This window comes from Streptomyces sp. NBC_01498 (assembly GCF_036327775.1).
Lineage (GTDB): Bacteria > Actinomycetota > Actinomycetes > Streptomycetales > Streptomycetaceae > Streptomyces.
This window is the reverse complement of record NZ_CP109598.1, coordinates 6885933-6905520: the sequence shown is the minus strand read 5'-3', so window position 1 is coordinate 6905520 and position 19588 is coordinate 6885933. Positions and strand designations below refer to the sequence as shown.

Annotated in this window: 13 protein-coding genes; 5 read left to right on the top strand and 8 right to left on the bottom strand. The window is 72.8% G+C overall.

Annotation, left to right across the window (positions count from 1 at the left end):
* Positions 1 to 30: 30 nt before the first annotated feature.
* From OG875_RS29470 to OG875_RS29460, 3 genes are all read right to left on the bottom strand, one after another.
* Positions 31 to 396: a VOC family protein gene (locus OG875_RS29470; protein ID WP_330177277.1), complete on the bottom strand. Its 366-nt coding sequence runs from the start codon at positions 394 to 396 to the stop codon at positions 31 to 33.
* 1069 nt (positions 397 to 1465) lie between these two features.
* Complete coding sequence (locus OG875_RS29465; RefSeq protein WP_330177276.1) at positions 1466 to 4291, bottom strand: AfsR/SARP family transcriptional regulator; 2826 nt, start codon at positions 4289 to 4291, stop codon at positions 1466 to 1468.
* Between the two features lie 346 nt (positions 4292 to 4637).
* Positions 4638 to 5393, bottom strand: a complete 756-nt coding sequence (locus OG875_RS29460; protein ID WP_330177275.1) for a VOC family protein — start codon at positions 5391 to 5393, stop codon at positions 4638 to 4640.
* Positions 5394 to 5519: 126 nt separating this feature from the next.
* On the opposite strand from OG875_RS29460, the gene OG875_RS29455 reads away from it, so the two are divergent.
* Complete coding sequence (locus tag OG875_RS29455) at positions 5520 to 6146, top strand: hypothetical protein (protein ID WP_330177274.1); 627 nt, start codon at positions 5520 to 5522, stop codon at positions 6144 to 6146.
* Positions 6147 to 6195: 49 nt separating this feature from the next.
* On the opposite strand, the gene OG875_RS29450 is transcribed toward OG875_RS29455, so the two are convergent.
* The gene (locus OG875_RS29450; protein ID WP_330177273.1) at positions 6196 to 6756 is read right to left on the bottom strand and encodes an SRPBCC family protein; all 561 of its coding nucleotides are present in this window, start codon (positions 6754 to 6756) and stop codon (positions 6196 to 6198) included.
* 373 nt (positions 6757 to 7129) lie between these two features.
* Here OG875_RS29450 and OG875_RS29445 point away from each other — a divergent pair, with 373 nt between their 5' ends.
* Positions 7130 to 7630 (top strand): hypothetical protein, encoded by a 501-nt coding sequence (locus OG875_RS29445; protein WP_330177272.1) that lies wholly within the window; start codon positions 7130 to 7132, stop codon positions 7628 to 7630.
* Positions 7631 to 7745: 115 nt separating this feature from the next.
* Here the strand turns inward: OG875_RS29445 and OG875_RS29440 are convergent, their stop codons facing one another.
* Positions 7746 to 9140 (bottom strand): ricin-type beta-trefoil lectin domain protein, encoded by a 1395-nt coding sequence (locus OG875_RS29440; protein ID WP_330177271.1) that lies wholly within the window; start codon positions 9138 to 9140, stop codon positions 7746 to 7748.
* A gap of 109 nt (positions 9141 to 9249) precedes the next feature.
* Positions 9250 to 10149, bottom strand: coding sequence for a glycoside hydrolase family 16 protein (locus OG875_RS29435; RefSeq protein ID WP_330177270.1), 900 nt, complete (start codon positions 10147 to 10149; stop codon positions 9250 to 9252).
* A gap of 340 nt (positions 10150 to 10489) precedes the next feature.
* Between OG875_RS29435 and OG875_RS29430 the strand changes: the two genes are divergently transcribed.
* Together OG875_RS29430 and OG875_RS29425 are read left to right on the top strand one after the other, a co-directional pair.
* Complete coding sequence (locus OG875_RS29430; RefSeq protein ID WP_330177269.1) at positions 10490 to 11338, top strand: endonuclease I family protein; 849 nt, start codon at positions 10490 to 10492, stop codon at positions 11336 to 11338.
* A 409-nt stretch (positions 11339 to 11747) separates the two neighbouring features.
* Entirely contained in the window at positions 11748 to 13160 is a 1413-nt protein-coding gene (locus OG875_RS29425; RefSeq protein ID WP_330177268.1) for a PP2C family protein-serine/threonine phosphatase, read from the top strand.
* Positions 13161 to 13315: 155 nt separating this feature from the next.
* Here the strand turns inward: OG875_RS29425 and OG875_RS29420 are convergent, their stop codons facing one another.
* The gene (locus OG875_RS29420; protein ID WP_330177267.1) at positions 13316 to 14806 is read right to left on the bottom strand and encodes a DNA-binding protein NsdB; all 1491 of its coding nucleotides are present in this window, start codon (positions 14804 to 14806) and stop codon (positions 13316 to 13318) included.
* Between the two features lie 244 nt (positions 14807 to 15050).
* Here OG875_RS29420 and OG875_RS29415 point away from each other — a divergent pair, with 244 nt between their 5' ends.
* On the top strand, positions 15051 to 16175 hold the full coding sequence (locus OG875_RS29415) for an aminoglycoside phosphotransferase family protein (protein ID WP_330177266.1): 1125 nt from the start codon (positions 15051 to 15053) through the stop codon (positions 16173 to 16175).
* A gap of 73 nt (positions 16176 to 16248) precedes the next feature.
* Here the strand turns inward: OG875_RS29415 and OG875_RS29410 are convergent, their stop codons facing one another.
* Positions 16249 to 19359 carry a ThuA domain-containing protein gene (locus OG875_RS29410; protein WP_330177265.1) on the bottom strand — a complete coding sequence of 1037 codons (3111 nt, stop codon included), beginning with the start codon at positions 19357 to 19359 and terminating at the stop codon, positions 16249 to 16251.
* Positions 19360 to 19588 lie beyond the last annotated feature (229 nt).

The window sequence follows — 19588 nt, the reverse complement described above, 5'->3', positions numbered from 1 at the left end:
GCTGGGGACGACCGGTCCGCCGGGACCGGTTCAGAGCTGCTGGGTGAGATTGACGGCGTTGCCGTCCGGGTCCTTGATGTGGGCCACCCGCTGGCCCCACGGCATGTCGTTGGGAGGGCCGAGTACCTGCCCGCCCAGCCCTTCGACCTGCCCGAGCAGACCGTCCACGTCCGTGACGGCGACGCTCAGCAGCATCCGCTGGGGCGCGCCGAGTTCGACGTCCGTGTCCGAGACGAGGCCGAGATCGGATTCACCGATCCGCAGGTTGACGAAGAACGGCGGGCCCTCGTCGGGCGTGCGCGCGGTCTCCACGGCGCGGAGGAGCCCCTGGTAGAAGGCGAGCAGCCGCTCGATCCCGGGCGTGACGACGATCGGCTGGACGGTGCTGGCGGTCATGGTGTTTCTCCTTCTGGTGCGTTCGCTCCCGGCTCCGTGCTGCCCGGTCCGGAGGTTTCCCGGCTTTCCCGGCTGCCAGGTTCTCCGGCTTCTCGGCTTCTCGATCTCGCGGCCGGAGCGGCGGGCCCGTGACCGGTCCCGCTCCTGTGACCGGCGGCGGGCCCGAGACTCATCGGTCGACGCGCCCGCGCCGATTCTCTCCGGAGGGCGGGGTACGCGCGATCGCGGGACGCTGTCCGGAGGAAGGCGGCACGGCCGGACAGCCGGTCCCTGGTGGATTGCAGGTTTTCCGAAGGTTTCCCGACGGGCGCCCCGGCAGTGTGGCCAATGCGACGCGACCAAGAGCGGACCTTCGGACCGACCACCGAATCCCGTCCGCTTGTCGTGCCCCGGCGGATCGCTCGTTCGCCGGGGTGAGTGAACCGACGTCAGTCCGGTGCGGGGCCCGCGGAGGGGGTGCGTGGAGGGAGCCCCGCCGATAACCGAACCAGTCGGGGGAGTGTCCGGACCGGGGAGCGCCCGCACGGGGGACGGGCGCACGGAGGACGGGCGCACGGAGGGCGGAATCCGCAGGCTGTCGGCCTGCGGATTCCGGGCCCGCCGCCCGAAGCGCCCCCGGCCGGCGGACGACGCGGACGGCGCGGCAGGGCGCGACGGCGGACGCCGGACGCCGGTCCTTCTCCGGCCGGCGGCGTACCCCCCAGAACCACCCGGCGAGCGGACGGCGCGAAGGGCCGCGACGCCGGACACCGATCAGCCTCCGGCCGGCGGCGTACCCCCCAGAACCACCCGGCGAGCGGACGGCGCGAAGGGCCGCGACGCCGGACACCGATCAGCCTCCGGCCGGCGGCGTACCCCCCAGAACCACCCGGCGAGCGGACGGCGCGAAGGGCCGCGACGCCGGACACCGATCAGCCTCCGGCCGGCGGCGTACCCCCCAGAACCACCCGGCGAGCGGACGGCGCGAAGGGCCGCGACGCCGGACACCGATCAGCCTCCGGCCGGCGGCGTACCCCCCAGAACCACCCGGCGAGCGGACGGCGCGAAGGGCCGCGACGCCGGACACCGATCAGCCTCCGGCCGGCCCGAGCGCGGCCAGCCGCTCGTGGACGCCCTCGGCTTCGGCGGTGCGCCGCTGGTCGCGGTAGAGGGCGAGCGCCCCGCTCCACGCGCGGCGGGCCTCGGCGGGACGGTCCAGCGCCCCGTACGCGTCGCCCAGCCGGGCCAGCGTGTCGGCTTCCTCGTAGTGGTCGCCCAGTTCGCGGCGCAGGGTGAGCGCCCGGCCGTAGTGCTCCAGGGCCAGCGGGTAGCGGCCTCCCTGGTGTGCGATGTAGCCGAGGCTGTCCAGGGTGAACGCCTCGCCCTCCCGGAAGCCGTGCCGACGGCACAGCGCGAGGGCCCGCTCGCAGTACTCGCGCGCCTGCCGATGATCTCCGAGGCGGGCGTGGTACCAGCCCACCGCGTTGAGGGCCTCGGCCTCCCGCGGCGGACTGTCCAGCGTCTCGCGCAGGCGCAGGTTCCGCACGGCGTGTTCCAACGCCTGGGCGTCGTCGCCCCGTTGTTCCCAGGCGAGGGCGAAGTTCAGATGGGTCTGCGCCCGGCCCGCCGCCTCACCGGCCTCCTCGAAGAGGGCCAGTGCCCGTTCAAGATGTTCCACCGCCCGGTCGTGCTCGCCGAGCGGGACGTGGGCGCGGCCGAGCAGCCGGTGCGCCAGGGCGAGCGCGGCCCGGTCCGGAGGCGACGCGAGGGCGGGGAGGGTGTCCCGCAGGGTGCCGACCCGGTCGGACAGCAGACCCCGCCGCCAGTGGAAGGTGTCGAGTGCCCAGGCGAGTTGCCAGGCCCGGCCGTGCCAGCCGTGGGTCAGGGCCGACCGGTGCGCGGCGAGCAGACAGACGTGTTCGGCCTCGAACCAGGTCATCGCCGTCCCGGCGTCCCGGACGTCGGCGGCGACCGGCGCCGGGTCGGGCTCCGGTGGGGCGAGGGGCGTACGGTGCGGGGCCAGGAAGCGGTCACCCGCGCGGGCACCGCACAGGTAGAAGTCGACCAGCCGGCCCAGGGCGGCGTCCCGGACGTCGGCGGGCTGCTCCCGGCCCCGTTCGATCGCGTGGAGGCGGACCAGGTCGTGCATCCGGTAGCGGCCGGGACAGTGCTGTCCGACCAGATGGGCCGCCTCCAGGACCCGGAGCACCCGCCGGGTCGCCGGGAGCGGGAGGTCCGCCAGCCGGGCGGCGGCGGCCGCACCGATGTCCGGTCCGGGCGCCAGTCCGAGCAGCGGGAAGAACCGCGCGCTCTGCGTGTCGAGGGCGCGGAGGGACGTCTCGAAGACCCCTCTGAGGTCGGTGGCCAGGTCTCCGGCGTGCAGGGCGTCCAGTCGGGTGGGCGCGTCGTCGAGTTCGTCGGCCAGCGCGGCGAGCGGGAAGTCGGGGCGGGCGGCGGCCCGTGCGGCGGTGATGCCCAGGGCCAGCGGCAGCCCCGCGCACCGCCGGAGCAGGACGGCCACGGCGCCGGGCTCGGCCGCCATCCGGTCGTGGCCGAGCGCGTGGCTGAAGACCTGGCGGGCGTCGTCGTCGGGAAGGGTGCCGAGGGCGAGGTACTGGGAGCCGTGGGTCGCGGTCAGTCCGCCGAGGTGGCTGCGGCTGGTGACCACGACCACGCAGTTGCCGCCGCCGGGCAGCAGCGGGCGGACCTGGTCGGTGTCACGGGCGTTGTCCAGCACGATCAGCATGCGGCGCCCGGCGACCAGGGACCGGTACAGCCCGGCCTGGGACTCCGGGTCGGCGGGCATCTGCTGCGGATCGGTGCCGAGCGCGTCGAGAAAGCCGCGTACCGCCGCCGGGGCGGTCAACGGGTCGGCGGACGGGTCGAATCCACGCAGGTTCACATACAGCTGCCCGTCCGGGAACAGGTCGAGATTCTCATGGGCCCAGTGCAGTGCCAGCCAGGTCTTGCCCACGCCGCCCGCGCCGCCGACCGCCGAGATCACCGGCCCCCGGTCCGCGCCGACGGACCGCTTCAACAGTCCTTCGAGCGCGGCGAGTTCACGGCCGCGTCCGGTGAAGGCGACGGGCGGCGGCGGAAGTTGCCTCGGCACCGGCCGGGGCCGCCTGACGGCGGGCACCTCGGCGGGCTGTGACGGGGAGACGGCGAGCGCCGGGTCCGCGGTGAGGATGCGGTGGTACAGCCGCCGCAGCGGCCCGCCCGGATCGACACCCATCTCCTCGGCCAGCAGCCGCCGGATCCGCTCGTACCGTTCCAGCGCCTCGGCCTGGCGACCGCAGCGGTACAGGGCGAGCATCAACTGCCCCGCCACCCGCTCGTCCAGCGGATGCCGTTCGGCGCGGGCGGCCAGCTCGGCCGCCATCCCGGCGTGCTGCCCCAGGCGCAGCCGTGTCTCGGCCAGATCGAGCCGGGCGGCCAGCCGTTCCGCGTCGAGCAGCGAGCGCTGCGCGTTGAACCAGGGGGTGTCCGCCCCGGCGAACGCGTCCCCCCGCCAGAGTCCCAGCGCCTCCTCCCAGAGCACGGCCGCCCGCTCGCCCGGGTCCGTCGCCCGCGCCCGGTGCGTCAGCTCGCGGAACCGGCGCAGATCGATCGTCCCGGTGTCCGTGCTCCCGCCGTGCACCGAGAGCCGGTAGCCGCCCTGTTCGCGCACGATGTCGACCTCGGGTGCGGGCAGCGCCCGGCGTAACCGGGACACGTACCCGTACAGCGCCTCCCGGCCCCGTCGGGGCATCCGCTCCCCCCACACCCGCTCGACGAGCGCGTCCGCCCGCACCACCTGACCGGCGTCCGCGAGCAGCGCCGCGAGTACCCACCGCTGCCGCGCGTGCCCCACGTCCAGCGCTCTCCCGTCCCGCCACGCCTCGATGACACCCAGCACCCCGAACCGGACAGCCACCCGCCCCACCCCTGTGATCGTCTCTCCGCCGTCCGGCCCCCGACGAGCCACCGGCCCCGGCCCGCTCCGGAACGCGCCCCCGGACGCCCCGGCCCCCGGGCTCCCCCGGCGTGACGACGCGGCAGGGCGGATCGCGCCCCGCCCGCGGTCGGTCCCCGCGCAGGTCGACCCCCTGGTCCTGGCGGCCGGTCCGAGGGACTCGTCCCCTGGAGGGGCGAGCATCATGAGAGTCTCAGAATCGGCCGCCGTGAGCAGGCCGATCCGGAACATCGGCCGCCGCCTTCCCTCCCGTTGGCACCGGAGACCGCCGGCGGAGGCGGGCGGGCAGCGGCGTCGGCGGCCGGTGTCAGTGGGCCGTGCCCACCGAGAAGACCGCGCCCGAGGGGTCGGTGACGGCGGACATCCGGGCGTACGGGGTGTTCTCGGGCTCGGTGGCCGAGCCGCCGGAGGCGTTGGCGCGGCCCGCCACCGCATCGGCGTCGGCCACGGCGAACAGCGTCCCCCAGGCGGAGGTGGGTACGTCGGCGCTGCCGACGATCCCGCCGATCTCGTGGCCGTCGGGGCGGCGGAGGAAGGTGAAGTCCAGCTCCGGGACCTCGTCGTTGCCGTCGAGTGTGAAGCCGAACAGTGCCGTGTAGAAGGCGCGGGCGGGGCCGGGGTCGGGGGTGATCAGGTCGTTGCGGACCAGTGAGTCGGGCTCGTTGACGATCTCGCTGCCGAGGCGGGTGCGCCCCTGCCACAGCCCGAAACGGGCGCCGACCGCGTCCACCGCGACCGCCGTACGGGCGTGGTCGGCGAGATCGGCGGGCTCCTCGACCAGCCGCCCGCCCGCCTCCGTGGCCCGCCGGGCCGTGTCGTCGCAGTCGTCGGTGGCGAAGTACATCGTCCACGCGGCGGTGGTCCGCCCCGGGTCGGGGACGATTCCGGCGACCGGGCGCCCGCGCAGCAGACACAGGGTGCCGTCGTCGTCGCCGGTCGGGTACGGCTCGTACTCCCAGCCGAACAGTTCCCGGTAGAAGGCGAGCGCGCCCGTCCGGTCGGGGGTCCTGAGGTCGATCCAGGTGGGGGTGCCTTCGGGCTGGTTGCCGCTGAGAACGCTCATGGGTCTGCTCCTTCGTGGGGCGTCGGCGCGATGACCTCAACGTAGGGGGCATACAGGACAGAAGATGTCCTGGAAACACCTGCGGATGAGCGGTGTCCACGCGATCGGGCGCTCCATCATTCGGTCATGACACGCTCATCGAGGCACCGCTCCCTCGGCCGGACGACGGTGGTCGCCGTCGCACTGAGTGCCATGTGCACGCTCACCGGTTGTGTACCGGCGCAGGACGACTCGGATTCCGAGGACGGGCGGTCCACCCGGACCGTACGGCCCGCCCGCACCGCCGTCCTGCTGGGCGACACCGTGCTGGTGAACCACCCCGGCGGGCAGGACGAGGCCATGCTGGCCCTGGCGGTGACCGCCGTCGTGGACGAGGCGTCCCGGGTGGCACGCCTGGCCGTGAGGAGCGCGGACACCGGCACCGGTCGGCCGGGGGCGCGGGGCACCGGCGCCCCGGACGGCAGGAAGTGGGTCGCCGTCCTCGCCGAGGTCAGCAACGCGGGGGCGCTGCCGTATCCGCACGACGTGGCGCACAGCTTCACGGCCGTGGACAGGTCCGGCCGCCGGTACGGACCGCTGCCCGCGGCGGCCGACCTCACCGTGGGCCCGGTGCTGAGCTGGCCGGTGCCGCTCACCGCTGGCCGCTCGGCGCGCGGGTGGCTGGTCTTCGACCTGCCGGCGGAGGCGGTGCTGACCAGGCTGGAGTTCGGCCGTACGCGGACGGCGGCGGCCTCGGCGGACTGGGCCCTGTGAGCGGCCGACGGCGTGCGGCGGACGGAGGTCCGTGGCCGCGCGTGCCCGGTTACTCGGCCGTCAACTCCTCGAAGTACGCCTTCTGCGCCGGGTAGTAGTCGTCGAAGACCGGCCGCGGAGCGCTGTCGAGGGAGACCCGGAGCATGTCCAGGTAGTACTCCCACCCGGGGCCGATCTCGCCGACCCCGTCCCGTGTCCGGAGGTGGTGGACCAACTGGATCTCCGTACCGCCCGTCTCGGCGCCGGGCGGTCCGTCCGGCAGGTCCGCCGCCTCCGCCAGTCTCAGCTCCAGGCGCCAGCCGCCCGCCTCGTCCGCCGTCGAGACGGCCAGCCGGCGCGGCGCCTCGCAGGCGTCGACGCGCATCTCGCTCCAGGGCTCCTCGTCCTCGAAGACCATGCGCACCCGCACGGTGCCGCCGGGTGTGCCGTCGCCCTCCCAGGGGCCGAACCACCGGGCGGTGCGCGCCGGCTCGGTGACGGCCGCCCACACCTCGCCGACCGGGAGGGTGAGGGTCCTGCGGAGGACGAGGTCGACGCCGTCGGGCGTACGCAGGAGCCTGCCGGTCGGGACCGGCGGCGGGGTCGGCGGCGGAGTCGGGGTCGCGGTCATCGGGGAGGTCTCCTCGTGCGATCGGCGAACGGGATGTCCGGACCGGACCGGTGCGGCCGGGTGTCCTGACGGGAACCGGTCTATCACCCGCCACTGACAGTGGCCGTGCGTCCGCCCGCCCGCGCGCGGCGGAACGCGGCCCGAACCGGGCGGGAACATTCCGCGCCGGGCAACCGTTCGGGTGTATGTGGGTGTGGACGGAACAGTGTCCCCGGGCCCCATCAAGAAAAGCCCACAGGGACGATCGTTCGGCTGAAGCCCTGTGGAGCGCATCGCCGCGAGGCGACCGCCGCCCGCACCCCACTCAATCGGCCCCGGCCGGTCTCCCCCGTCCGGTCGGGGTCCCTCCGCGCGTCACGGCTACTGTGCGGGCATGACGGCCGAGGGGAACACGGGTACGAACGCGGGCGGGAGTACGGAAGGGTCCGGCGGTTTCGCCGCCGCGACCGGCGACGGCCCGCCGCCGCACGTCCCGCCGGAGGTCCGCGCCGCCGAGGTACGAGTCGCGTTCGCGGGCCTGTCGCAGATCCGCCGCCTCACCAACTCCGCCGCCGCGGATCCCGGCGCCGTCCCGGCCGACTGGGAGCGGAACCAGCCGGTCCGCGCCGTGGCGCTGGCCCTGGAGGCCGCCGGTGTCGCACCCTCCGCGCTCGACGGGGAGGGGCGGCGCACCGCCACCGGGTACCGGGTCGCCGCAGGCGAACGGCCCGGCACCGTACGGGTGGAGTGGCTCGGCCCGCACGGAAGCGGCGCGGCGCGGGAGGAGGAGCGTGAGCTGACGGCGTGCGCCGCCGTCCTGACCCGGCTGGGCTGGGAGGCGCTGCTCTACCGGGGTCCCCGCCGCCGGCGCTTCCTGGAAGTGGAGCCGGCCTGACCAGCGCCGACCGGCCCCCGCACCCGTACACACCGATCGCCCCGGACACCTCTCCACGGTGTCCGGGGCGATTCGTGCGTCACGGGGCTGTCCGCCGCGTTCGGCGACAGCCGGGTCAGCCCCGGTACTGCGCCAGGACCCGGGTGAAGTCCCACGCGGACTGGCTCACGCCGGAGCAGGTGTCGGCCCCGCCGCCCGTGCAGGGCCGGTCGCGGTTGACGGACCAGAAGGTCAGCCGGGCGAGGTGGCGCTGCTGCGCGTAGGCGAGGATCGTGCGGAAGTCGGCGACGGTGATGGTCTCGCCGACGTCCGTGACGCCGTTCATGGAGGAGATGCCGGTCTTGCGGTACGCCTCGTCGTCGCCGTATCCGTAGGCGTTCTTGACGGCGGTCTTCAGGCCCTCGGCCGCGCGGACCGACAGGGTGCCCATGTTCTGGCCGTTGCCGCCGAAGTTGAACGGCATGATCGTCCAGCTGTCGACGGTGAGGCCGGAGGAGGCCGCGCGGTTGATCAGGCTGGTGTCGGGGCCGTTCTGGCCGGTGCCGAAGGTGATGTAGATCTTGATGCCGGGGTTGTTCGCCCGGATCGTCTTCAGCGCGTCCACGGTGCGCTGCTGCACGGTGGGGCTGTCGTAGGCGGCGGCCTCGATGTCGATGTCGATCGCCTTGAGGCCGTACGCGTTGATGACCTTCTGGTACGCGGCGGCCAGTTCGCCGGCGCTGCCGCAGGAACTCTCCAGCTTGTTGCCGCTCCATCCGCCGAAGGACGGGATGACGTCACCGCCGCCCGCGCGCACGGTGTTGACGGTCTGCTGGTCCACGCCCCCGGTCAGCGGCCGGCCGCCGTCCCACTGCGGATTGCAGTAACCGTTGCTCAGGACGAAGGCGAGAGTGAACCACTTGACGCCGGTCGCGTTCTGCACGGTGGTGGGGCTGGGCGGGCTGCCCCAGCCGTTGTAGATGTACGGCGCGACGGCCATGGGCGCGCCGCCGGGGTCGGGGTTCCCGCCGCCGCCGGAGGGCGCGGTCCACTTCTGGTTGGCGGCACCGGTGCAGGTCCACAGCTGGAGCCGGGTGCCGTTGGCCGAGCTGTTGCCGGTGGCGTCCAGGCACTTGTCGGCCTGGGTGTTGACGATGTCGCGGGCCGCCGAGACGGTCCACTTCTGGTTGGCGGTGCCGGTGCACGACCAGAGCTGGAGGACGGAGCCGTTGGCCGTGCCGCCGTCCTTGACGTCGAGGCACTTGCCGAGCGCGCGGATCGTGCCGTCGGAGGCGACGTCCCACTGCTGGGCGGCGCTGCCGTTGCAGTCGTAGAGCTGGACGGCGGCGCCGTTGGCGGTGCTCCCGCTCGCCACGTCCACGCACTTGCCGCCGATGCCGGTGACGGTGCCGACGGCCGCGACGGCCGCGGTCGCGGGCGTCACGCTCATGGTCGAGGCCACGGCCACCAGCGGCATGGCCAGCACGGCCAGCGGTCTGAGGTGCTTCCAGGGCTTGAACGAGGCGGTCATGCGGGTCACCGTCCACTTCTGGGGAGGCCCACCGGGGGCCGGTGGACCGGTGGGCCCGTGGGTGCGGGGCGGGTCGTGCCCGTACCGCACCCACGGGCGGAAACGGGTACTAGTCGCTGACCCGTACGTAGTCGACGACCAGTTGCTGCGGGAACACCGTGCTTCCGTCGGGGTCGCCGGGCCAGTAGCCGCCGACCGCGAGGTTGAGGATCAGGAAGAACGGCTTGTTGAACACCCAGGGGTTGCCGCCGACGTCGGCGGGCGTACGGGTCTGGTAGACGTTGCCGTCCACCGACCAGGTGATGGAGTCGGGCGCCCAGTCCACCGCGAAGGTGTGGAAGTTGTCCGCGAACGCCTCACCGTTCGGCAGGTTGTAGCCCGCGCCGATGCCGCCGGCACCGGAGTAGCCGGGGCCGTGGAGCGTGCCGTGGACGGTGCCGGGCTCGAAGCCGACGTTCTCCATGATGTCGATCTCGCCGCTGTTGGGCCAGCCGACCTGGCCCATGTCGCTGCCCAGCATCCAGAACGCGGGCCAGATGCCCTGGCCGCGCGGGATCTTCATCCGGGCCTCGACCCGGCCGTACGCGGAGTCGAACTTGCCCGAGGTGTTCAGCCGGGCGGACGTGTACTCGCACGTGCCGTACCAGCACTGGTAGTTGCCCGGATTCTCCTTCCGGGCGGTGATCACGAGATTGCCCTGCCCGTCGAGCTGGGCGTTGCTGTTGCCGGAGGTGTAGTACTGCCGCTCGTGGTTGTTGACGTTGTCGCCGGTCTCGATCTGCCACTTGCTTCCGTCGACACCCGATCCGGCCGGACCGTCGAAGTTCTCCTCGAACTTGACGGCCGCGGGCGCCGCGCCGGAGTGGGGTCCGGTCGCGGCGGAGGCTCCGGCGGGCACGGCGGCCACGGCTCCGGAGGTGCACAGAAGTGCGAGGGCGTACAGCGCCGTACGGCGCCGCCAGGACATATGCACGGTCATCACATCGCTTTGCGTGGGGGGCATGCGCATGACAGGTAACACGGAGAAGAAAGCGCTTGGGGGCGCCTTTTTCACTGCTTGATTGAAGGCAGCCACGGGGCGCCCGTCAAGCACCTGGTATGGACCAAATCTTCAGCCGCGTAACTCCGGCCCATCCATGTGAACAGGTATGAGGAGCGTCCCGCCGCCCCAACACCCGTCGCCGACCGGCCTCTTGACCTGCACATGATGGATGCGGAACATTCACCCCAGCGTCACAGGCGCTGTGGAAAGCTCCTGCGGAAACGCCACACCACGCATGATCACCGCGTGCACCGCCCCACCCTACGGCCGTGCGCGCGGTGTTCCTATGAGGAGAGGACGCCCCCACATGTCCCGTCGTCACCATCCCGCCGTGCGGCCCGTGCTGGCCCTGTGCGCCGCCGCCGCGGTGCTCGTCGGCAGCGCGAACGCCGCTCCGGCCGCCACACCCCCGGCGGCCGGAACGGGAACCGGTGTCACCGGCACCTCGGCCGTCAACAAGCTGGCCGCGCTGGACGACACGTACTACCAGAACGCCCTGGGCAAGACCGGTCCCGCGCTCAAGAGCGCGCTCCACACCATCATCAGAAACCAGACCAAGCTCTCGTACACGGCCGTCTGGGAAGCGCTCAAGGTCACCGACCAGGACCCGGCCAACTCCGCCAACGTCAAGCTCCTCTACAGCGGCCTCTCCCGCGCCAAGTCGAAGAACGGCGGCAACGTCGGCGACTGGAACCGTGAGCACGTGTGGGCCCAGTCCCACGGCGACTTCGGCACCTCGCAGGGCCCCGGCACCGACCTGCACCACCTGCGCCCGGAGGACGTCCAGGTCAACGGCATCCGCGGCAACAAGGACTTCGACAACGGCGGCAGCTCGGTCAGCGGTGCCCCGGGGAACCTCACCGACAGCGACTCCTTCGAGCCGCGCGACGCGGTCAAGGGCGATGTCGCCCGCATGATCCTCTACATGGCGGTCCGCTACGAGGGCAACGACTCGTTCGCCAACCTCGAACCGAACGACCGGGTCAACAACGGGTCGTCCCCCCTGATGGGCCGGCTCTCCGTACTGAAGGCGTGGAGCGACGAGGACCCGCCGGACAGCTTCGAGCAGCGCCGCAACGACGCGATATACAACCAGTTCCAGCACAACCGCAACCCGTTCGTCGACCACCCCGAGTGGGTCGAGTCCATCTGGTGACTCCGGCGGTGACGCGGCGTGCGCTCCCCCGACCCGGGCGTCCCGGCCGGCGGAGCGCGCGGCGCCGCCTCCCGGCGCCCCTGCGGGGAACGCCGGCCGGAGCCCCCGGTCGGGGACCGTCGAGTCCCTGACCGGGGGCTCCGGCGCGTTCCGACGCGCTCCCCGGCGCACTCCCGGCGGACGCCGGGGCGCACGACGGCGCGGCGGACCGGAGGGGCGGACGGCCGCGTCAATTCCATTTGTCGGTCTCACCCGTGACGGTGAGTCACCCGTCCCGCCGTTGGCATATGTCGCAAGCACCACCGGATCGAGTGTTGCCAAACGGCTTACGGGCCGTGGCGGCCTGTGCGACAGTCGTGGGGGTCCACCCTTCAGACCTGGCAGTGCCACGCCTGTAACGGAGTTCGAGATGCCGTCCCCCCTGTCCGCGGACCGTCCCACCCCGCAGCCACCGGAGCGGCGCGTGGTGGAGTCCCTCATCTCGCGCACCCGCAGCCTGCGCGGGGATGTGGACGCCGTGCGCAGGGACACCGTGGCCGACGAGCACGACTCCCGGCGGCGCTGGCAGCGCGCCCTGTGCGACCTGGCGGTCCATCAGCTGGACGATCTGGGCGCGCATCTCGGGCAGTTGAGCAACGGGCTGCCCCAGGAGACGGCCGTCGCGCCGCCCGCCGCGCGGGAGACCGGTGCGGGGATCCGGTCGGCGCCGAGCCGGGTGGGCAGCGCGGAGTGGAATCTGCTGACCGACGAGGTCAGCTGGTCCCCGGAGCTGTACGAGATCTTCGGCCGCCCGCGCGAGAAGGGGCCGATGACCCTGGACGAGCTGCCGTCGGTGGTGGTCGCCGAGGACCGGGGCCCGCTCCAGACGGTGGTGACGGACTGTCTGGTCGACGGCCGGACCATCGACAGCGAGTTCCGTGTCGTCAGCGCCGACCGGCGGATCCGCACCCTGCACATGACGGCCGAGCCCGTGCTCGACGCCGACGGCTTCACGGCCTCCATGTGGGCGGTGCTGCGGGACGTCAGCGAGTTACGCCGCCGCCGGCGGGCCGTCGACGAGTCCGGCGACACGCTCCGGCGCCGCGAGCGCGGCGTCCGGAGCGAACAGCGGCTGGTGGCCGAGGTGCAGAAGGCCGTACTGCCGTCGTGGCGGGGCCCCCTCCGGTCCGCGCCGGGCGCCCTGGATCTGGCGGGCCGCTGTCTGCCCCCGGCGGGCGGCACGCCCGTGGGGGCAGACTGGTTCGACGCGCTGGAACTCCCCGGCGGCGACACCCTGTTGACGGTCGGCGACCTCACGGGTCACGGGGTCGCGGCGGCCTCCACGATGGCCATGCTGCTGGGCGCCCTGCGCGGGATGGCCGTGGCCGGTGTCGAGCCGGGCCGGCTGATGGGCCATCTCAACCAGCTCCTCGACACCGCCGACCGGCCCGCGCTCGGCAGCGCCGTCTGCTGCCGCTACCGCGCCGAGACCCGAAGCCTCCTCTGGGCACAGGCGGGCCACCCCGCCCCGCTGCTGTTCCGCGACGGGACGGGGCGCGCGCTGACCCCCCTGGACGGTGTCCTGCTCGGCGCGACGTCGGGCGCCGCGTACGAGCAGGCCGAGACGACCCTGCTGCCCGGCGACCTGCTGGTGCTGCACACCGGCAGGCTGACGGACCGGACGGGCGTGGACCGGTTACTGGCGCTCGGTCCCCGGCTGTCCGGGGCGCGCGACGCGCAGGACAGTGTCAGGACGGTCGTCGAGGAGTTCGGCGGGACCGGACGCGAGGACGACGCCTGTGTGCTGGTGGCCCGGATCGGCCACGACGGCCCGGAGGCGTGACGGCCCCGGAGAGGTCCCCGGACAGACAGGCCGCCGTCAGGACGTACAGATGGACGAGTCGGACGACGGTCGGTGGGCGACGATCGGTGAACAACGGTCGGTGGAAACGGGATCGGTGAACGACGATCGTCAGGTGCCGGGTGGGCGGTGGGTGGCTAGATCGGTGAACTCCTCGGCTTGTGGACGGAGTTCGGCAGGACCGCGTCGATCTCCTCGCGCAGCCCCCGGATCGTGGAGTGCGCCGCGTACTGCCCGGTGAGCCGGTACATCTCCCGCAGCCGGTCCCAGGTGCGGTGCGAGGACGTCTCCCCCATCGACACCAGCGCCAACCGCGCGTACCGGTCGGCCTGTTCGGGATCGTCCGCGATGAAGCAGGCGGAGGCCAGCGAAAGATAGTCGAAGATCATCGACCGCTGGCGACCGCCCTGGCGCAGCTCGATCGCCCGTGCGGCGTGCCGCTGCGCCAGGGTCGCGGCCGAGGGGTCGTGATCGGCGAGCGTACGGTACGCCAGCGCCTCCATGCCGTGCAGATCCGCCTCGTCGAACATCTGCATCCAACTCGGCGGCGGCACGTCTCCCTTGTCCGAGACGAACAACTCCTCCGCCTCGCCCAGGGTCCGGCGCATGGCCTGGCCCCGGCCCAGGGACGCCTGCGCCCATGCCTCGATCGTGCAGAGCATCGCCCGGGTGCGGGGCAGCACCTCGTCCCCGGAACCGGACTTGGCGAGTTTCATCAGGTCCAGCGCCTCGTCCGGTCGCCCCAGATGGACCATCTGCCGGGCGGCCCGGGAGAGCGCCTCTCCGGCGCGCGGGCGGTCGCCGCCCTCCCGCGCCGCGTGCGTGGCGATGACGAAGTACTTCTGGGCGGTGGGTTCGAGGCCGACGTCGTGCGACATCCAGCCGGCGAGGACCGCCAGGTTGGCGGCGACGCCCCACAGGCGCCGCTGGAGATGGGGAGGGTGGCGGTACGACAGCATGCCGCCCACCTCGTTGAGCTGGCCCACGACCGCTTTTCGCTGGAGTCCGCCGCCCCGGGCGGCGTCCCAGGCCCGGAAGACGTCGACGGAGTGCTCCAGCGCGTCGATCTCCTGCGCCCCGACGGGGGCCGCCTCGTAGCGGTCGTACCCGGCGGGGTCGGCGTGCAGGGGGGTGCCGCTCCGGGGAGCGTCGGCGGTCAGGGCGGGGTCGGTGTGCAGCCAGTCGTACATGGAACTGGTGAGTGCGGTGCCTGCGGTGAGCACGGCGCCCGCGCCCACCAAGCCGCGTCGGTTGAGCATGAGGTCCATTCCCGTGAATTCGGTGAGGACCGTAGCCGTCCGGTCGGGCGCCCAAGGCAGGCCGTCGGGGTTCGATGTCTCCCCGGCGTCCCGTCGTCTCCCCGCGCGTCCGTGTCGTACGAACCCGAGGTCCTCGATGGTCACGACACGGCCGAGCCGCTCGGTGAACAGGGTCGCCATCACCCTCGGCACCGGATCGCGGGGGGTCTCCCCCATGTCGATCCAGCGCCTGACCCGCGAGGTGTCGGTGGCCAGCTGGGGGTGGCCCAGGGCCGCCGCCTGTCTGTTCACCAGCCGCGCGAGCTCGCCCTTGGACCAGCCGGCGAGGCCGAACAGGTCCGACAGACGGGTGTTGGGTACTCCGGTCACGTCAAGCCCCCAGGTTCTCGGCTGAGTTGACAGTAACCGGCCGTCACCCACCGATCGGATGCCTGGCGACTATTCGCCAGGCTTCGCCAGGGTCCGCCACATGGTGTGCCACCCGCGACCGGGTGTCGTGTAGGAACGCGCCACCCCGGCCCGGCGGTTCGGACACATTCCCCAGGATGTGAAAGGGCCGCCGGGGCGGGAGGCGCGGGCAATTCGTCGGTACCACGAAGGGATTCGTTGGCCCATGTACACAGCGTCGTCGTACACAGCATCGCCCTCCGTGGCCGCTCCGCCCCGGCAGCAGCGGCCCCCGACGGCGGGGGGCGGCCCCTATCTGGACCCCACCCACGCCGGCCGGGCGCGGCGCTGGACGGGGACGTCCGGCGGGCCGCTGGGCGGCAGGCTGGACCTGTCCGGCGCCCAGGGCGCGCAACTGCGGATGGCCATCGCCTCGGTGCACCGGATCTGCCCGGAGTTCCACCCGGTTCAGGTGCTGCGGCGCAGCGGCCGGTCGGTGCTGCTGGTCGGGACGACGGGGCGGACCACGGCGGTGGCGAAGTGCTTACTGGACCCGTCCCCGGCGTGGGCGGAGAGTTTCCGGCACGAGATAGCGACGTACCGCTCGTTCGTACGGCACCGGCCGCCGGTCCGGTCCCCGCGGCTGATCGCCGCCGATCCCGACAACTGCACCCTGGTCGTGGAGCGGATGCCGGGGCGCGCCGCGGCCCTGTCGCGCCATCCGGCCGAGGCGGCGCCGCGCGCCGACGTACGGGCGGTGCTGGGCGCGGTGACGCGGCTCAACACCTGGCGTCCGCCGGGCGACCTGTTCGGCCCCGGTCTTGACTACGCGTCGCGGATCACCCGTTACCACGAGCTCGGTCTGTTCACCGACCGGGATCTGGGTGACCTCCAGAAGCTGTTGCGCGGTCTCGGGCGGCCGGGCACGCGGCAGTTCTGCCACGGTGACGCGCTGCTCTCCAACATGCTGCTGGGGCCCGCGGGGGCGGTGCTGCTCGACTGGGAGCACGCGGGCTGGTATCTGCCCGGGTACGACCTGGCGACGCTGTGGACGGTGCTGGGCAACAACCCGGTGGCGCGCCAGCAGATCAGCAAGCTCGCGCAGGCCAGCGGCACGGCGGACCGGGACGCCTTCCTGGTCAATCTGATGCTGGTGCTGACCGGGGAGATCCGTACGTACGAGACGCAGGTGCAGCGCACCATGCGGGACGCGCCTGCGGCCGGGGCGGCGAGTGTGTCGCGGCCGGGTACGGTGCCGAGCGGCGAGGAGCAGCGGCTGCTGCTGCGGCGGTTGCACGACGACTGCGCGCTGGCCCGCCGTGCGGTGCGCGCGGCGGTGGGGACGCGCTGAGCCGACGGGGTGGGTGGTGGGGGGTGGCGCGCCCGGTGTGGGGGCACGGGGCGCGCCACCCCCCGGGGGCGGGCTACGGTCCGAATTCGACCGTGTCCACGTCGAAGGAGTTGTCCCGCGGTGACGTGAAGACGAGGTACAGCGTGTGGGTGCCGTCGTGGGGCTTCACCGGGACGGGATCGGTCGGCCGGTAGACGTCCCAGTCCCCGGTGTCGGGGACCGGGGTGGTGGCGAGCAGTTCGCCGTCCGGTGATCCGGCGCGCAGTTCGATCGCTCCGACGCCGTACGGGGAGGAGACGCGGTAGCTCACGGTGTCGACGCCTTCCACGCTCATCGGTGTGAACGCCAGCCAGTCGCCGTCGCTGATGTCCCCGACGCGTTTGCCGTTGGCGGCGCCCGCCTGGTCGATGACGCGGGTGCCCGACTGGTCGTCGTGGTATTCGGCCTGCTTGACCCTCGGTTGCAGGACGGCCCGTCCGTAACCGGTGAGGGCGGGTGCCCCGTCGCCGCCGCCGTCGGTGTAGGTCGCGTTCAGGACGTAGGTGAGGTCGGCGCCCTCGGGGTGTCCGCCGAGGTCACCGGTGTCGACGGTGCCCTCGCAGCCGGCGATGTCGTTGGTCGGGTGTTCGTGTGCGTCGTGTCCGAGTGCCGGGTTGAGGGTGACGTCGGAGCAGTCGACGGTGCCGTCCTCGGGGTCGGTGACGGTGATCCGGTACGGGACCGTGTCGCCGAAGTCGATGAGGGTGCCGTTGACGGGGATGTCGACGGTCACCGTGGGCCGGGTGTTGCCCGCGGTGACGGACACATTGGCGAAGCCGGTCTTCCCGCCGGGGTCGGTGACCTTCAACTGGGCGTTGAACGCGCCTCCTTCGGTGTAGGTGTGGGTGGCGTCCCGGTCGGTGGAGTCGACGGTGCCGTCGCCGTCGAAGTCCCACGCGTAGGTCAGCGGGTCGCCGTCCGGGTCGGTGCTGCCCGCGCCGGAGAAGTCCACGGCGAGCGGGAGCGGTCCGTCGGTGACGGAGGCGGTGGCCTTGGCGACGGGGCTGCGCCGGCCCTGGGCGTAGTCGACGCGGTAGAGGCCGGAGTCGTTGTTGCCGCCGCCGAACTGGCTGCCCCACTCCAGGACGTACAGCGAACCGTCGGGTCCGAAGGTCATGTCCATGGGGCTCTTGAACGGCACGGTGTCCAGAAAGTCGTTGATCTTGAGGACGTTCCCGTCCTGGTCGAGGCGGACTTCCTTGACCGTGTTGCGGGACCACTCGTAGAGGAAGCCGGCGCCGTCGAAGTACTCGGGGAACTTCGTCTCGGAGGGGTTGTCGGGGTCGTAGCGGTAGACGGGTCCGCCCATGGGGGCCGAGCCGCCCTCGCCCATCTCGGGGAAGTGCCCGGACACGCCGTAGCCGTACCAGAGTTCGGGCTGCTGGAGGGGCGGCAGATCGGTGAGTCCGGTGTTGTTGGGCGAGGGGTTGACGGGGTCGGCGCAGTCGAACTTGGGCCCGGTCTCCCCGGTGTCCGGGTCGTACGGCGCGTACGGCTGGTTGTCGCCGTGGCAGAACGGCCAGCCGAAGTTCCCGGGCTCCTCGATGACGTTGTACTCGACCAGTCCCTCGGGGCCCCGGTCGGTGGTGGGCAGGCCGCGGTCGGGGCCGTAGTCGGCGAGGTGGACGTTGCCGGTCCGCTGGTCGACGGTGAAGCGGAACGGGTTGCGGAAGCCCATCGCGTAGATCTCGGGGCGGGTCTTCTCGGCGCCCGGCGGGAAGAGGTTGCCCTCCGGGACGGTGTAGCCGCCCTCGTCGGTGGGTGTGATGCGCAGCAGTTTGCCGCGCAGGTCGTTGGTGTTGCCCGCGGTGCGCGCGGCGTCGAGCATCTCCTTGCCCTCGCGCCAGTCGATCGGCGCGTAACCCTGCCAGTCGGGGTCGAGGTTGGGCGGTACGTCGTCGCCGACGCCCAGGTACAGGGTGCCGTCCGGGCCGAACTCGACGGCGCCGCCGGTGTGTCCGGGCTCGGTGAAGGTGCGGGAGCGGTAGGCGGGGACGTCGAGGAGCTTCTTCTCGCTGGCGAGGTCGAGGGTGTCGCCGTGCAGGGTGAAGCGGGAGAGCCGGTTGATGTCCTCGGTGGCGCCGGCGGGGGCGTAGTAGAGGTAGATCCAGTGGTTGGTGGTGAAGTCCGGGTCGAGTTCCATCCCGACGAGGCCGTCCTCGCCGCCGGTGTAGACGTCGAGGGTGCCCGCGGTGACGGTGGCGTGGGAGGCGGGGTCGAAGACCTTCAGTTCGCCGTTGCGCTGGGCGTAGACCACCCGGCCGTCGTCGGCGACGTCGAGTTCCATCGGGTCGGCGGTGTTGTCGTCGAGGGTGACCTTCTCGTAGGCGCCCCAGTCGGTGCCGCCGCAGTCGCCGGGCGCGTCGCCGGCCGCCCACCGGAGGCCGCCGACGACATGGTCGCGGAACGCCTCCTCGTCGTAGGCGGGCGCGTCGTGGCCCATGGCGGTGGCCCAGACCCGGCCGCCCTCGGTGTTGCGGCACCAGGAGATGGGGTGGTCGGCGCCCATGGCGTCGGGGCCGGGGTCGTACGTGGTCTCGTCGGCGGTGACCAGGACATGGACGTCACCGCGGGGGTCGGCGTCGAAGTTGTACCACTCCTCGGGGCGTTCCCACCGCTCGGGCAGGTGCGCCGTGGAGGGGTGGACGCGGTCGGCGACCTTGGCGGTGCCGGGGAGCACGCCGGGCGAGTGGCTGGGCATGTGGGCGCCGCCGTTGATGGTCTCGTCCCACCACGGGAACGCCTCCTCGACGCCCATGTCGAGGGTGTTGTGGACGGCGACGACGCCCTTGCCGCTCCGCAGGTAGGTCTGCATGGCCCGGCGCTGGGCCTCGGTGTCCCAGACCATGCCGGAGTTCTGGAGCATGACGATCGCGTCGTACTGGGCGAGGTTGTCGTCGCTGAAGACGGCGGGGTCGTCGCTGCGGACGATCTCGAAGCCGTTGTCGGCCGCCTCCTCCTCGAACATGGTGACGCCGTCCGGGATGGAGGCGTGGACGTAGCCGACGGCGCGGGTGAAGATCAGCGCCTTGAAGGAGGCTTCCTTCTCGGCGGCTCCGGCGCCGGTGGGCAGGGCGGTCAGCGCGAGGAGCAGGGCGCCGACGGCGGCGGTGAGGGCTCTGCGGGTCGCTCTCCCGCGCCGCATATAGTCATGCACATGCCATTTCATCTGCCGGTCCTCTCTGGGGGACGGGATCGGTCGGGTGGTACCGCGCGTGGCGAGCCGGGTCCGACGCTCGCGCGCCCGGCGGGCGCCTGGGCCGTGTCCGGCGCATGGTGTGGTCCGCCCGCAGGGCGGGGCGTGCGCCCGTCGCGGAGCGGCTGATGTCTCCGCCGGTGCGTGCGCCCGCAAGGCGGAGGATCGTCGTCGTGGA

Bases quoted from the DNA above. Each gene is read 5' to 3' on its own strand.
- OG875_RS29470 (WP_330177277.1), bottom strand. From the start codon at position 396: ATGACCGCCAGCACCGTCCAGCCGATCGTCGTCACGCCCGGGATCGAG.
- OG875_RS29460 (WP_330177275.1), bottom strand. From the start codon at position 5,393: ATGAGCGTTCTCAGCGGCAACCAGCCCGAAGGCACCCCCACCTGGATC.
- OG875_RS29455 (WP_330177274.1), top strand. From the start codon at position 5,520: ATGACACGCTCATCGAGGCACCGCTCCCTCGGCCGGACGACGGTGGTC.
- OG875_RS29450 (WP_330177273.1), bottom strand. From the start codon at position 6,756: ATGACCGCGACCCCGACTCCGCCGCCGACCCCGCCGCCGGTCCCGACC.
- OG875_RS29445 (WP_330177272.1), top strand. From the start codon at position 7,130: ATGACGGCCGAGGGGAACACGGGTACGAACGCGGGCGGGAGTACGGAA.
- OG875_RS29440 (WP_330177271.1), bottom strand. From the start codon at position 9,140: ATGACCGCCTCGTTCAAGCCCTGGAAGCACCTCAGACCGCTGGCCGTG.
- OG875_RS29435 (WP_330177270.1), bottom strand. From the start codon at position 10,149: ATGCGCATGCCCCCCACGCAAAGCGATGTGATGACCGTGCATATGTCC.
- OG875_RS29430 (WP_330177269.1), top strand. From the start codon at position 10,490: ATGTCCCGTCGTCACCATCCCGCCGTGCGGCCCGTGCTGGCCCTGTGC.
- OG875_RS29425 (WP_330177268.1), top strand. From the start codon at position 11,748: ATGCCGTCCCCCCTGTCCGCGGACCGTCCCACCCCGCAGCCACCGGAG.
- OG875_RS29415 (WP_330177266.1), top strand. From the start codon at position 15,051: ATGTACACAGCGTCGTCGTACACAGCATCGCCCTCCGTGGCCGCTCCG.
- OG875_RS29410 (WP_330177265.1), bottom strand. From the start codon at position 19,359: ATGCGGCGCGGGAGAGCGACCCGCAGAGCCCTCACCGCCGCCGTCGGC.